General features: G+C 73.0%; 13 protein-coding genes. 10 read left to right on the plus strand and 3 right to left on the minus strand.

Going from position 1 to position 13,816, the window contains the following annotated elements; genetic code table 11:
- Positions 1-80 precede the first annotated feature (80 nt).
- The gene (locus tag H1226_RS23260; RefSeq protein ID WP_258342613.1) at positions 81-878 is read right to left on the minus strand and encodes a S1 family peptidase; all 798 of its coding nucleotides are present in this window, start codon (positions 876-878) and stop codon (positions 81-83) included.
- Between the two features lie 867 nt (positions 879-1,745).
- Here H1226_RS23260 and H1226_RS23265 point away from each other — a divergent pair.
- Genes H1226_RS23265 through H1226_RS23285 form a run of 5 tightly spaced genes read left to right on the plus strand, consistent with a single transcriptional unit; the run spans position 1,746 to position 7,762 of the window.
- Complete coding sequence (locus H1226_RS23265) at positions 1,746-2,828, plus strand: aminotransferase class I/II-fold pyridoxal phosphate-dependent enzyme (protein WP_258342615.1); 1,083 nt, start codon at positions 1,746-1,748, stop codon at positions 2,826-2,828.
- On the plus strand, positions 2,825-3,847 hold the full coding sequence (locus H1226_RS23270) for a polyprenyl synthetase family protein (RefSeq protein WP_258342616.1): 1,023 nt from the start codon (positions 2,825-2,827) through the stop codon (positions 3,845-3,847). The genes H1226_RS23265 and H1226_RS23270 overlap by 4 nt, the downstream gene beginning before the upstream one ends.
- Positions 3,848-3,849: 2 nt before the next feature.
- Positions 3,850-4,839 carry a UbiA family prenyltransferase gene (locus H1226_RS23275; RefSeq protein ID WP_258342617.1) on the plus strand — a complete coding sequence of 330 codons (990 nt, stop codon included), beginning with the start codon at positions 3,850-3,852 and terminating at the stop codon, positions 4,837-4,839.
- Entirely contained in the window at positions 4,836-6,503 is a 1,668-nt protein-coding gene (locus H1226_RS23280) for a prenyltransferase/squalene oxidase repeat-containing protein (protein WP_258342618.1), read from the plus strand. The genes H1226_RS23275 and H1226_RS23280 overlap by 4 nt, the downstream gene beginning before the upstream one ends.
- Before the next feature lie 2 nt (positions 6,504-6,505).
- Positions 6,506-7,762 (plus strand): FAD-dependent oxidoreductase, encoded by a 1,257-nt coding sequence (locus H1226_RS23285; protein ID WP_224956099.1) that lies wholly within the window; start codon positions 6,506-6,508, stop codon positions 7,760-7,762.
- A gap of 26 nt (positions 7,763-7,788) precedes the next feature.
- On the opposite strand, the gene H1226_RS23290 is transcribed toward H1226_RS23285, so the two are convergent.
- The gene (locus tag H1226_RS23290; RefSeq protein ID WP_258342620.1) at positions 7,789-8,802 is read right to left on the minus strand and encodes a methyltransferase; all 1,014 of its coding nucleotides are present in this window, start codon (positions 8,800-8,802) and stop codon (positions 7,789-7,791) included.
- Between the two features lie 266 nt (positions 8,803-9,068).
- On the opposite strand from H1226_RS23290, the gene H1226_RS23295 reads away from it, so the two are divergent.
- Positions 9,069-9,929, plus strand: a complete 861-nt coding sequence (locus H1226_RS23295) for a TauD/TfdA dioxygenase family protein (RefSeq protein ID WP_258342622.1) — start codon at positions 9,069-9,071, stop codon at positions 9,927-9,929.
- A 281-nt stretch (positions 9,930-10,210) separates the two neighbouring features.
- On the opposite strand, the gene H1226_RS23300 is transcribed toward H1226_RS23295, so the two are convergent.
- Positions 10,211-11,053 (minus strand): SMP-30/gluconolactonase/LRE family protein, encoded by an 843-nt coding sequence (locus H1226_RS23300; RefSeq protein ID WP_224956102.1) that lies wholly within the window; start codon positions 11,051-11,053, stop codon positions 10,211-10,213.
- Positions 11,054-11,163: 110 nt separating this feature from the next.
- On the opposite strand from H1226_RS23300, the gene H1226_RS23305 reads away from it, so the two are divergent.
- The 4 genes from H1226_RS23305 to H1226_RS23320 are packed head-to-tail and all read left to right on the plus strand — an operon-like array spanning position 11,164 to position 13,796.
- Positions 11,164-11,784, plus strand: a complete 621-nt coding sequence (locus H1226_RS23305) for a rhomboid family intramembrane serine protease (RefSeq protein WP_373689980.1) — start codon at positions 11,164-11,166, stop codon at positions 11,782-11,784.
- Positions 11,781-12,593, plus strand: coding sequence for a glutamate racemase (murI, locus tag H1226_RS23310; protein WP_224956103.1), 813 nt, complete (start codon positions 11,781-11,783; stop codon positions 12,591-12,593). The genes H1226_RS23305 and murI overlap by 4 nt, the downstream gene beginning before the upstream one ends.
- Positions 12,590-13,357 carry an MBL fold metallo-hydrolase gene (locus H1226_RS23315; protein ID WP_224956104.1) on the plus strand — a complete coding sequence of 256 codons (768 nt, stop codon included), beginning with the start codon at positions 12,590-12,592 and terminating at the stop codon, positions 13,355-13,357. Before murI ends, H1226_RS23315 begins: the two co-directional genes overlap by 4 nt.
- Positions 13,358-13,376: 19 nt before the next feature.
- Positions 13,377-13,796, plus strand: coding sequence for an Imm1 family immunity protein (locus H1226_RS23320; RefSeq protein WP_224956105.1), 420 nt, complete (start codon positions 13,377-13,379; stop codon positions 13,794-13,796).
- The last annotated feature ends 20 nt before the right edge of the window (positions 13,797-13,816 follow it).

Consider the following 13,816-nt stretch of genomic DNA (forward strand, 5'->3'; position numbering starts at 1 on the left):
AAACGATCCCGCAGCGAGGGCACCGCTGAGGTTCCGCCACCCGCCCAGCTCAGCCGAGCGAGCGGGAACCCGTCAGGCGATCAGCTGCCGATCTGCTCGGTCAGGACGTCGTTGTAGGCGCCGACGCGGGCGTACACGCCCGGCTTGCCGGGGCGGGCGCAGCCTTCGCCCCAGGAGGTGACGCCGATGAGACGGCCGTCGGCCACCATCGGGCCGCCGGAGTCGCCCTGGCAGGCGTCGACGCCGCCTTCGGGCAGGCCGGCGCAGACCATCGAGTCGGGGCTGTACTCGTCGTACCCGGCGGAGCAGTCCGCGTCGGAGCTCACCGGCACGGTCGCGGTCTTCAGGTGGTCGGAGGTGGAGCCGCCTTCGGAGGTGGTCCCCCAGCCGAGGAGGGTGGCGTCGGTGCCCGCGGTGTAGCCGGCGTCGTCGGCGGTGGCCAGCTCGATCGGCTGAGCGCCTTCGACGGGAGCGGACAGGGTGAGGACGGAGACGTCGAAGCCCAGGGTGGCGTCGGTGTACTCGGGGTGCACCCAGACGTCGCTGACCTCGGAGACGGTGCCGCCGGTGCCGCTGATCTCGGTCTGCCCGCTGAGCACGTTGATCTCGGACGGGTCGGAGCCGGTGGTGCAGTGCGCGGCGGTGACGACCTTCGTCTCGGAGACGAGCGATCCACCGCAGAACTGCTGGCCGTCGGGCGTGGTGAGCGCGACGACGAACGGGTGGTCGGCGATGTCGGCGTCCTGGCCGCCGACGATGTACGGGGTGACGTCGGCCGGTTCGGCCTGGGCGGCCGAGACGGAGACGGTGGCGGCGGCCGAGAGGGCGACCGCGGCGATCCCGGCGATGCGGGCCATGCGACGTGGGGCAGCGACCATCTTGCTCTCCTCGATCTCGCGCCCGGGGCGATGGGGCGTCCCGGGCGTTGTCGGTTGTCCGGGTTCGGCTGCGCGTGGTCCGTTCCCGGTCCCTCCACGAAACGGGCCGGTGCCCGCCCCGCTGCCATTGAGGAATCGTCTGCGACCCTAATCGCGGCGACATTCGGCCCAAAAGTGCCGGTATTTGCCGTTTTCACAGTGCCGTCGGACTATCCGCGGTTCGCCCGGTCGGCGGTGTTCGGCGGTTCGATCCCGCGCATTCGAGTCGAATGCGGGAAACGGGTCCGCGACCCCGGCGCGCCCCGAACGCACCGGGGCCGCGGTTCTGCCGCGACCGGTACTCCCGCCGGTCGTGGCGCAGCCACCGGTCCCCGGACCGTGGCGGGTGCGGCCGCCGGGCCCCGACTGCCGCTGTGGCGGGCGCACCGCGTCCGGTGTACCGAACGACCGGTGGAATATTCCAGAGCCATTCGGGCGAGCATGGTCACGCCGAGGGCGAACGACCGGCCGCGAAGCCCGTTGACCTGGCGGAACCACCTAGATCACAGATTGATCTCAACGCCCGCGCGCGGGTGCGCGGAGACGATCCGCGGCACGCCGCCCCACCGCGCCGCGGAGCGCGCGGACGAGGCCGCCGATCGGCTCGCCGCGGACTAGCACAGCGCCGGGACGCGCCGGACGACTCGCGTCCCGCTGCCGCGAAGATCTCAGGGGATCCCCTCGACAAAAACCGACTACACAGATTCGAAACACGTTCATCACGTTCTACGAGATCGTGAACCTTGACATCGAAGGCCGCGGAACACAGTATTCGATCAGCATCGCGAGCGGTCCGGAACGAAACCGGCGGACACCGCACGAGAGGCCATGAAACCCAGCAGCCAGAACGGGATTGGCACTGTGACCTCAATTGTGCACCAGCTCTCCCTGAACGAGAATTTCGCCCCACCGCTGCCCGGCGTGAGAACTGCCGCCGAAGCCGCCCTCGACACGCTGAACCTCACTCCGGACCCGTTCTCGTCGGATCTGGTGGCGCGCGTGGCCGAGCACCACGGGGTGGCCGCGGAGCGCGTGCTGGCCGGCGTCGGTTCGGGAGCGCTGCTCCAGCAGTTCCTGCAGGTCCACGCGGGCCCGGGCACCGAGGTGGTGCACCCCTGGCCGTCGTTCGAGATGTACCCGCTGATGATCCGCAACGCCGGGGCGAGCGCGGTGGGGGTGCCGCTGCGGGATTCGGCGCACGACCTGGACGCGATGGCGGCCGCGGTCACGGGCCGCACCCGGGTGGTGCTGTTGTGCAACCCCAACAATCCGACCGGGTCGATCCTCACCGCGGAACAGATCACCGGGTTCCTCGATCGCATTCCGAGTGATGTGCACGTCGTGCTCGACGAGGCTTACATCGACTTCGCCACCGGGACCGGCGAGACCATTGCGGATGGAATCGAACTAGCCCGAACGGACCACCGGCTCACCATCGCTCGGACCTTTTCCAAGTCGTACGGGCTGCTCGGCATGCGCGTCGGTTACCTGCTGGGGGCGGAGCCGGTGGTGGCCGCGTTGAAGCCGAGCGCGCTGTTCTTCCGGGTGAGCGGGCCCGCGCAGGCGGCGGCCGCGGCGGCGCTGGCGGCATCCGAGGTGATGCGCGCCCAGTGCGCGGAGGTCGCGGCCGAACGGGACCGGCTCCGGGAAGGCCTGCTGGCGCACGGGATCCCGGTGCCCGCCAGCGGCGGGAACTTCCTGTGGCTGCCGCTGGGCGGAGCGAACCAGCGGTTCGTGGACCGGTGCGCCGGGCGCGGTGTGGTGGTGCGGGAGATCGCCGAGTCCGGGGTGCGGCTGACCGTCGGCACCCGCGCGGCGAACGACCTGGTGCTGGAGGTCGCGGCCGAGTTCTCCGCCGCGGACGCCACCGCCGGAGACCTGGCCGCCGAGGTCAGCGAGCCCGCCCGGTGACCGCCCGGATCAGCGACGCCCACGACCTGGCCGGGGATCCGGCGGCGCTGCTGGCCGCTTCCCCGGTGGCCGCGGAACTGCGCGCGGAGCTGGAACGCCGCTGGCCTGCGGGCACCGACCACATCGGGGAGGTGTCGCGGTACGCGCTGCTGGCGCCGGGCAAGATGCTGCGGCCGGTGATGCTGGTCGCGGCCGCGGAGGCCGTCGGCGGGGATCGCGCGGCGGTGCTGCCCGCCGCGGTCGCCATCGAGTACCTGCACGTGGCCTCGCTGGTGCACGACGACATCATCGACGGCGACGAGCTGCGGCGGGGCCGGGCTTCGGTGCCGGTGCGGTTCGGGGTGCCGGACGCGATCGTCACCGGCGACGCGTTGATCCTGAGCCTGTTCGCCGCGCTCACCGAGTGCGGACTGCCCGCCGAACCGGTGCTGGCGGCGGTGCGCGCGGTCGCCGACGCGGGCGTGGACCTGTGCCGGGGGCAGGCGTTGGAGGCGGAGCTGCTGCGGGATCCGGCGTGCCCGCCGGAGCGGTACCGGCGGATGGCGGCGTTGAAGACGGGCGCCCTGTTCCGAGCGGCGTGCCGGTCCGGTGCGGTGCTCGGCGGCGGGGACACCGAGCAGGTGGCGGCGGCGACGCGGTTCGCCGACCGAGTCGGCACCGCGTTCCAGATGCACGACGACCTGCTGCCGTACCTGGCGGAGACCGAGGTGACCGGCAAGTCCGGCAGCAGCGACGCGGGGAACATGCGGCCGACGTTCCCGGTGATCGTGGCGCACGGCATGGCGGGTGCGCGGGATCGCGCGCTGCTCGCGGAAGCGCTCAGCGGCCACCGGTCCCCGGTGGAGTCGTTCGCGCTGCTGCGGGAGGTGCTGACCCGGCTGGGCGCGGTGGAGCGCGCCGCGGCGGAGGCCGCCGAGGAGATCCGGCGGGCGCACCGGGACTTGGCGGTGCTGCCGGGCGGAGACGGTGCGCGGCTGCTGGCGGCGGTGGCGGACCTCGCGATCCACCGGGACCGCTAGCCGTGGCCGCATCGATGTCCGCGGTGCGCCGCGGGATCCGGGCGCACGTGGAGACCTGGCGGCCCTACACCACCTGCTATCCGGCGATGGTGGGGATCGCGGGCGCGGTCACCGCCGGCGCCGGGTGGGGCGTGCCGCTGCTGGCGGCGGCGGTGGTGCCCGCGCTGGGCTGGTTGTCCGGGCACTACTTGGGCGACTACTTCGACCGGGAGCTGGATGCGATCGGGAAGCCGCAGCGCCCCATCCCGTCCGGCCGGTTGTCGCCGCGGGCGGCGCTGGCCTGCGGGGTGGGCTGCGCGGCGGCGGCCGCGGTGTTCGCGCTGCTGGTGAACTGGAACGCGGTGCTGCTGGTGGTGGTGGCGACGGCGGGCATCGTCGCCTACAGCCGGTTCTGCAAAGCGCGCGGCCTGTCCGGGAACCTGGTGCGCGGTTCGCTGACGGCGCTGGCGCTGGCGGCGGGTGCGCTGCTGGGCGCGGACCGGGTGCCGTGGACGGTGCTGGTGTTCGCGCTGGTGTTCCTGGCGCACGACGCGGCGTCGAACCTGGTGGGGACGATGCGCGACGTGGACGGCGACCGGGCGGGCGGCTACCGCTCGGTGCCGGTGCGCAGCGGCATCCCGGTGGCGGTGCGCACGTCGTTCGCGCTGTACGCGTCGGGGTTGCTGGTGGTGCTGGCGCTGGCGGAGGCGGTGCCGCAGCGGGGCGGTTACTCTGCGTTGGCGACGGTGGCGGCGTGCGCGGGGACGGCGGCGTTCTCCTTGCTGCTGGAGCACATCCGGGAGCTTCCGCCGCGGAAGGCGTTGCGGGCGCACGAGATCCTCGTCGCGGAGCGGCTGGTGCTGGCGGGCGCGCTGATCGCGGGTGCGGCGGGTCTGTGGCTCGCGTTGGCGGTGCTGGTGCCCGCGTTGGTCTTCAGCCTCGGTGCGCAGGCCGTGCTGCGTTCGGGGCACGAGTTCCCCACGGCGGAGCGACGGGAGGCGACGCTGCCATGACGACTTCGCGGGCCGAGGAGGTCTCCGAGGCGATCGAGGCCGCGGCGGAGGCCGTGTTCGCGGCGCGGCGGCCGGACGGCGTGTTCGACTACTCGGAGGACGGGCTGACGTCCACGTTGAGCACGGTGGGCGCGGTGAGCGCGCTGCACTTCGCCGATCCGCGCGGTTCGGCGGACCTGATCGAGCGGGGCGTGGCGTGGCTGCGGGAGCGGCAGTCGGACACCGGCGGCTGGAGCATGGTGCCGGGCGGCGCGGACGAGCCGGGGCCGACGGCGGTGGCGTCGGCGACGTTGCAGCTGGTGGCGCCGGAGTCGGCGGCGGACGCGGTGGCGGCCGGGCAGCGCTGGATGCTGGACCACGGTGGCCTGGAAGGGATTCCGCACCCGGAGGTGACGGCCTGGTGCCGCCAGTTCTACTCGTTCGTCGGCTGGTTGCGGACGTCGGACATGCGCCGGTTCCCGCTGGAGCTGGCGGTGCTGCGCGGCGCGTTCCTGCGGTTGTTCGACCTGCGGGCGCCGATGGTGTGCGCGCTGGGGTTGGCGCAGGCGGCGACTCGGGAGCAGACGCCGCTGACGCGGTTGCTGGCGAAGGCGGGCACGCCGGGCGCGCTGGCGATCATCCGCGAGGTCTACGAGCACGAGGGCAGCACCGGTGGCTGGTGCGAGGACGCGTGGGTGACCGGGTTGATCTGCGGTGGGCTGGCGCGCGCCGGGCTCGGCGCGGACATGGTGGCGGGCGCGGTCCGCTGGTTCCGGGAGCAGGTGAACGAAGACGGGTCGTGGAACAGCGGCCCGCTGGGGTTGACCTGGTCGATGTACGCGGCGGGCGGGCTGCTGGAAGCGGGGTACGCGACCGACGAGCGGTTGCTGGCGACGCGGGAGGTGTTCCTGCGGGAGCAGCAGCACCGGCCGTTCACCGCGTTCGGCTGCCCGCCGGGGTTCTGGGGCTGGTCCGGCAAGGGCTGGCCGGCCTCGCTGGAGACCGGGGAGATCATGTCGGCGCTGGCGCGCTTCCCCGGTGAGCTGCAGCGCCCGGCGCTGGAGTCGGGCGCGCGCTGGTTGTTCGCGCAGCAGGACTCGCGGGGTTCGTGGGGCCTGTGCGTGCGGAACACGAAGGTCGCCAACAGCGGGCCGTGCCCGCACATGACGGCGCAGTCGCTGGACGGGCTGCTGGATTCCGGGGTTCCGGCGGCCGATCGGCGAATCCGCCGGGCGGTGCGCTGGCTGGCGAGCGCGCAGCGGCCGGACGGGTCGTTCGAGTCGGTCTGGTACCGGATGCACACGGCGGGCACGTCGGCGGTGCTGCAGACGCTGGTGCGGGCCGGGGCGGGCGGTTCCGACGCGGCGCGGCGGGCGCGGGAGTGGCTGGTGCGCGCGCAGCTGCCGGACGGTTCGTGGGGCACCGGCGGCGACGAGCCGGGCACCGTCGAGGAGACGGCGTGGGCGGTCGGCGCGCTGCTGGTCGCGGGCGGAGGTGCCGACGGCGCGGAGGTGCGGCGCGGGGTGCGCTGGCTGCTGGACGCGCGCCGCCCGGACGGGTCCTGGTCGGCCGCGCCGGTGAACGAGTACGTGCGCCACGTGTCCCGCTACTCGAACCGGGCGCTGGCCAACGGGTTGGCGTTGCGCGCGCTGGCCCGCTACCGCGATGCCGCGGGGAGGAGTTGACGGTGGACGCCGATGTGGTGGTGTGCGGGGCCGGGGTCGGTGGGCTCGCCGCGGCCTGCGCGCTGGGAGCGCGGGGTTTCCGCGTGCTGCTGCTGGAGAAGATGGCCGAGCCGTCGCGGGTCGCGAAGGGCGAGGTGCTGCAACCGGGCGCGCTGCGGGTGCTGCGCGAGTGGGGCGTGGCGCAGCGCTTGGAGTCGCGCGGCGGGCTGCGCCTGGCGCGGCTGGTGGCGCGGGACACCGCGGGCGCGCCGCTGATGGCGTTGGACTACGACCGGTTGCGGGAGCAGGAGCGGTGGCTGCTGGCCCACGACTACCCGGTGATTCTGGAGGCGTTGGCGGACCGGCTGGACGGCTCGGTGGAGTTCCGCCGCGGCGTGCTGGTGCGGGACCTGCTGCGGGACGCGGACGGCCGGGTCGCGGGGGTGCGGGTCGCCGAGGGCGGTCAGGAGCGGGAGGTGCGGGCGTCGCTGGTGGTCGCCGCGGACGGCATCTCCTCGCGGCTGCGGAAGTCGGCGGGCATCCCGGCGCACCGCGACGAGTACCCGCACCGGTTGGCGGCGTTCGACATCGCCGACGCGCCGCGGGTCGAGCAGGACTTCTCGGCGTACGTCAGCGAACGCGGCCTGCGGTTGCGGTATCCGCTGCCGGGCGGCCGGGTGCGGCTGTACGTGCAGGTGGGTGCGGACGAGCTGCGCGGGCTGGATTCCGACGGCATGGCCGGCTGGATCGAGCACCTGGTGCGGGACACGCCGGCACTGGAACCGCTGGCGGACGCGCTGCGGGCGAGCTCGGCGAACCGGCAGGTGCTGCCGGTGTCCCGGTTCTTGGCGCCGGGCCTGGGCGTTCCGGGGCTGGCGCTGGTCGGTGAGACGGGGCATTCGGTGCATCCGATGGCGGCGCAGGGCATGAACACGTCGATCACGGACGCGGAGAGCCTCGCCCGGCACGTGGGCGGGGAGCTGAGCCCTGCCGCGGTGGACGCGGGAATCCGCTCCTACGAGGCGGAACGGCTGCCCGAACTGGTCCACATCGGACGGACGAGCCACAACGCGGCCCGCATGATCACGGACCTGTCCTGGACGGGCCGCGTGGTGGGGCGACGGGCGCTGCGCTGCACCGGCGGCAACGACCGGCTGCGCTACACCGTCATGCACAACATGGCCGGGCTCGGGCAACACCGGTTGTCGCTGCTGGACCGGCTGCACCAGGTGGGGGTGCTGCCGGACCCGCGGGCGCGGCGCCTCCCGGCCTGGGCATGAGCGCCGCCCAGGCCGGGGACGGGTGGCTAGCCGGCGAGTGCGCACTCCACGAGCACCAGGCCGCCGTCCCAGCTGCGGCTGCCGCGCACCGCGAGACCGGCTTCGGCGGCCAGCGCCTCGAAGTCGGCGATGGAGCGCTCCCGGCCGCCGAGCAGCGACAGCGACTGCAGGTCGAACGAGGAGTTGTTCTTCGCGTGCTCCTCCCCGGCCAGCACCTCCACCACCAGGACGCGTCCCGCGCTGCCCGCCGCTTCGGCGCAGCGGCGCAGGATGCGGACCGCGTCGGCGTCCGGCCAGTCCGTCAGCACCCGCGACACCACGTACCGGTCGTAGCCGGCGGGCAGCTCGTCGAAGAAGCTGCCGGGCACGAACGCGGCGCGGTCGGCCACCTCGGACGCGGCGAGCGCCTCGTCGGCTTCGGCGGCCACCGGTGGCAGGTCCAGCACCGCGCCCTCCAGGTGCGATTGCCCGCGCAGCACCTCGACGAGCAGCGCACCGACCCCGCCGCCGATGTCGATCACGCTCTTGACCGCGGACCAGTCGTACTCGGCGGCCAGCAGCGGGCCGGTCTGCCACGCGTGCGCGGCCATGATCGCGCCGAAGAACCCGCGCAGCGCGTCGTCGCGCTGGTAGTCCTCCCAGAACGGCACGCCGTGCACCGGTTCGTAACCGGAGCGGCCGGTGCGCACCGAGTGCGCCATGCCCGCGTACGCCAGGTCCATCTTCACACCCGGGCCGTCCAGGTCCAGCCACTTCTTCTGCCACGCGCTGTCCGCGCCCAGCAGGTGCCGGGACACGTCGGTCAGCGCGAAGCGGCCGTCCTGCTCGGCCACGAACCCGATCGCCACCAGGTGGCGCAGCAGCCGGGCCAGGGAATCGGCGTCGGCCCCGGTGGCCGCCGCGAGCTCGGCGAGCCCGGTGGTGCCCTCCGCGATCCGGTCCGGGACGCCGAGCGTCACCGCCGCGCGCACCGCGAACGGGGTGGCGAGGTCGGTCAGCGCCGCCAACCGCGCGCCGGGATCCGTCGTCTCCGAAGCCATACTGGTGCACTCCTGTCCATGCTTCCGGTGTTCTCCAGCCGGGTTCCCGGCTCGCGATCCCCCGTTTTCCCGCGCATTCCACGCGGTTCTTCCGCCCGGGGAAAATCACCACCGGAACCCGAATCCGGTTCGCGCAGCATCGCACCGGAACCCGATTCCGGTCAAGAATTCGACCCGATCCGGACGGCGATTCCTCGATTCGCCGATCCGCCGTTCCGCATGCGCGGAACAAGTGTCATCGGCTCCACTCAGAAAGGCGCATCATCATGGCGGCTCCCGCTCAGGACACCGGCCTGCAGGTTCGCCCGATCAGCGGCGCACTCGGCGCCGAGGTCCGCGGCATCGACCTGAACTCCCTCACCGACGAGGCGTTCGCGCAGGTCCACGCACTGCTGCTCGAACACCTCGTGCTGTTCTTCCCCGAGGCCGCCGGGCTCGGGCCGCAGGCGCACATCGAGTTCGGCAAGCGGCTCGGGGAACTGGAAGTGCACCCGTTCCTGCCGAAGCTCGACGGGCACGAGGAAATCGTGGTGCTCGATTCCGCGCAGGGCGCCAAAGCCGACGTGTGGCACACCGACGTCACGTTCAGCCCCACTCCGCCGGTCGCCTCCATCCTGCAGATCGTGCAATGCCCGCCGTTCGGCGGGGACACGATGTGGAGCAACCAGCACCGGGCTTACGAGTCCCTTTCCGCGCCGTTGCGCGACATGCTCGACGGGCTCACCGCGATCCACGTGTTCGAGCACCCCAACGGCTCGTTCCGCAGCGAAGCCGAGCACCCCGTGGTGCGGGTGCACCCGGAGACGGGGCGGCGCTCGCTGTACGTCAACCGCATGTTCACCCGGCGCATCCCGCAGCTGGCCGCCGCCGAGAGCGACGCGCTGCTCCAGCACCTGTACGCCGTCGCCGAGCACCCGAGCAACGTGTGCCGGTTCCGCTGGAACGCCGGGGCGATCGCCATGTGGGACAACCGCGCCACCCAGCACTACGCGATCAACGACTACACCGAGCGCCGCGTCGGCCAACGCGTCACCGTCCTCGGCGACACCCCTACGGGCGACACCCCGCGGTGGCCGCACCACGACGCGGACACCGGAGGCGCGGAAGCCCTGCGCACCAAGTCCTGACCGGAAGCCGAGTGAACGGACCGTTCGACCAACTAGATGGGACGAACGGCCCGTTCACCCCGCCACAGCCCGCGGGCAGGCCGACCGATCGCCGCATCCGCACACCTCCGACGAAGTGGAGTGAACGGACCGCTTGACCAACAAGATGGGACGAACGGTCCGTTCACCCCGGCCGAGCTCTCCGCGCAGCGGGTCGATCACCACGTCCGCTGGTGCGGAGTGAACGGACCGCTTGACCAACTAGATCGGACGAACGGTCCGTTCACTCCGCTAGGAGGGCGTCAGCCGGGGAAGGTGTGCGACCGCAACCCCGCCCCCGCCCCGGGCACGACGAGCACCGCCCCGTCCGCCGGCTCCGGTTCGGCGAGGCCGTCGCGGGCGGTCGTGATGTAGAGGTCGGTGAGGTCTTCGCCGCCGAAGCAGCAGCTCGTCGGGCGCCGGGACGGCAGCGGCACGGTCCGGTCGACCCGCCCGTCGGGCGCGTAGCGGCGCACTTCCCCGCGGTCCCGCACCGCGACCCACAGGAATCCGTCGGCGTCGGCGCACATCCCGGCGGGTTCCCCGTCGACGTCGAACGCGGTGCGGCGCTCGGTGGCGGCGCCGGTCACCTGGTCGACGGTCAGCACGTCGATGCGGCGGGCGGCGCTGTCGGCGAGGTGGAGCCGGGTGTCGTCGGGGCTCCAGGCGAGCCCGTTGCCCGCGGCGATCCCGTCGACGACCACGTGCGCGGCGCCGTTCGGGTCGACGCGGACGAGCCATCCGCCGCCGCTCTCGTCCTCGCGCACGGTGGTCGCCCAGACCCGTCCGCCCACGTCGACGGTGGTCTCGCCGGCGCGGACCCCGTCGCGGGCCCAGAAGGTGAGCCAGGTGCGGCGTTCCCCGTCGGCGTCGTACAGCGCGACGCCCTCGTCGAAGTGCAGCAGCAGTCCGCCGCGGGTGCGCGGTTTGGCGGCGCTGACCTGCTGCGGGACCTGCATGGCGTGGTCGGTGTCGTCGGGCGCGTAGCGGTGCACGGTGCGGGCGCGCAGGTCGGTCCACAGCAGGCTCGCGGTTCCCGCGTCCCAGGTGGGGCCGTGCCCGTGGTGCGCTGCGGCAGGCACGGCCTGCTCGGCGGTGGTGGGCACCGCTGTTACCTCCTGGGTTTCCGGGTTCGGCGAACGGTGCGGGAGCTTAGCGGGCGCGGCTGAACGTTCCCCCGAGTCACCGCTCCCCCGATCCGCGTAACCTCGGAAAGGTGACGAATCAGCCAGAGCGGCCGCGCGTCCTCCCGCGGAACCCGCTGCGCGCGGCGGTGCAGATGGCGTTCATGGTGGCGGTGCTCTACGCCGTCGAGTTCTGGGACCAGGCGACGCCGGGGAACCTGGACCAGAACGGCATCGTGCCCCACCGGATCAGCGGCTTGGACGGGGTCCTGTGGGCTCCGCTGCTGCACGCGGGCTGGGGCCACCTGATGTCGAACACGGTGCCGCTGCTGGTGCTGGGCTGGTTGCTGCTGGCGAACGGGGTGGGGCAGTTCGTGGCGGTGACGGCGATCGTGTGGGTCGTCGGTGGCCTCGGCACCTGGCTGATCGCGACCGGTGGCGTGCACGTGGGCGCGTCGGGAGTGGCGTTCGGCTGGATGGTGTTCCTGCTGGTGCGCGGTTTCTTCAACCGCAGCCTGGGGCAGATCGTGGTGGCGGTGGTGCTGTTCTTCTACTGGGGCGGCATGTTGTGGGGCGTGCTGCCCGGCCAGCCGTTGATCTCGTGGGAGGGTCACCTGTGCGGGGCGCTCGGCGGATTGCTGGCGGCGTGGCTGGTGGCGCGCAGCACTCGTCGCGGTTCGGGAACGCCGCAGCCTGGCACACTGTCGGCGTGACGAACGCGCCGATCGGGATCTTCGACTCCGGAGTCGGCGGGCTGACCGTCGCCCGCGCCGTGCTGGACCAGTTGCCGGGCGAGGCGATCCGCTACGTGGGCGACACCGCGAACGCCCCGTACGGGCCGCGCCCGCTGGCCGACATCCGCGAACGCACCTTGGCGATCACCGATTCGCTGGTGGAGGGCGGGGTGAAGGCCCTGGTCATCGCCTGCAACACGGCGTCGGCCGCATGCCTGCGGGATGCGCGGGAGCGCTACGACGTGCCGGTGGTGGAGGTGGTGCTGCCCGCGGTGCGCCGCGCGGTGGCCACGACCCGCAACGGCCGGGTCGGGGTGATCGGTACCGAGGCGACGATCCGCTCGCGCGCCTACGACGACGCGTTCACGGCGGCTCCGCAGGTGCGGCTCACGACGGCGGCGTGCCCCCGGTTCGCGGACTTCGTGGAGCGCGGCATCACCAGCGGCCGCCAGGTGCTGGGGTTGGCGCAGGGCTACCTGGATCCGCTGCAGCGGGCCGATGTGGACACGCTGGTGCTGGGCTGCACGCACTACCCGATGCTCACGGGCGTGCTGCAGCTGGCGATGGGTGATCAGGTGACGCTGGTGTCGAGCGCGGAGGAGACCGCGAAGGACGTGGTGCGGGTGCTCACCGAGCAGGACATGCTGGCGGGGCCGCAGGAACCCGATCACGAGTTCCGCACCACCGGCGATCCGGCGAGGTTCACCCGCTTGGCAGGCCGCTTCTTGGGTCCGATCGCGGCTTTCGGGTCCGTGCGGCAGGTCGCCATGTCAGGCTCGTCGGCGTGAAGCTGACGATTCTCGGATGTTCCGGCAGCCTGCCCCGGCCGGACTCACCCGCCTCCGGCTACCTCGTCGAGGCCGGCGGGGCGCGGATCGCGCTCGACCTGGGGAACGGCACCGTCGGTGCGCTGCAACGCCATTCGGACCCGTTCTCGCTGGACGGGTTGTTCCTGAGCCACCTGCACCCGGACCACTGCTCGGACTTCGGGGCGTTGACGGTGCTGCGCCGCTACCACCCCGATCCCCCGCACGACACGACGCGCCGCAAGCTGCCGGTGTTCGGGCCGCCGGAGACGCAGGACCGGCTGACCAGGCTGTACGCGCCGAACACCGCGGAGCTGGCGGAGACGGACCTGGCCGACGTGTACGACTTCGCCGGTTTCGGCTCGCCCGCGGAGATCGGCCCGTTCCGGGTGGCGGCGTTCCCGGTGGACCACCTGTGCCCGGCGTGGGGTTTCCGGGTGTCGGCTGGTGGCCGGGTGCTGGCCTACACCGGTGACACGGGCCCGTGCGCGGCGCTGGAGGAGCTGGCGCGGGGCGCGGACGCGCTGCTGGCCGAGGCGTCCTGGTCGGATTCGCCGGACCGCCCCGACGGGGTGCACCTGTCCGGGCGGCAGGCGGCGCGGGTGGCGAAGCGGGCCGGGGTGCGGCAGCTGCTGCTGACCCACCTGCAACCGTGGACCGACCCGCAGGAGATCCTGCGGGAGGCGACCGAGGAGTTCGACGGCCCGGTGGAGGTCGTCGAGGCCGGTCGCGACTACCCGATCTGAGTCGGTGGGAAGGACGAGGATGACGATCACGGCGGTGTGGTCGATCGCGTCGACGGCGGACGCGAACGCGGGCGACGGGCTCAGCGTCACCGAACCGGGCGAGGTCGACGACCTGGTTCGCCGGTTGGCGGAGCCGAACGCGGGCCCGGCGACGATCTGGCACGAGGGGCGGGAGCCCGCGGACTCCGCCACCGGCATGCTCGACCACGACGTGATCGCCGCGGTGTCCGGCGGCTACGGCTACCTGAGCCACATCGACACCGACCACGACTACGCCGTCCTCGACGGCGACCCGGAATCGCCCGCGCTGATCAGCGAGGACGCCGAGTTCCCCGCGGGCAGCGGCGTGGACCCGGCGGTGCTGGCGGCGGCGCTGCGGGACTTCTTGGAGACGGGGCGGCGGCCGAAGGCCGTGGAGTGGCGCACCCTCGACTGGTAGCGGTCCGGTCACCGCCACCC

Source organism: Saccharopolyspora gregorii (assembly GCF_024734405.1).
GTDB lineage: Bacteria > Actinomycetota > Actinomycetes > Mycobacteriales > Pseudonocardiaceae > Saccharopolyspora_C > Saccharopolyspora_C gregorii.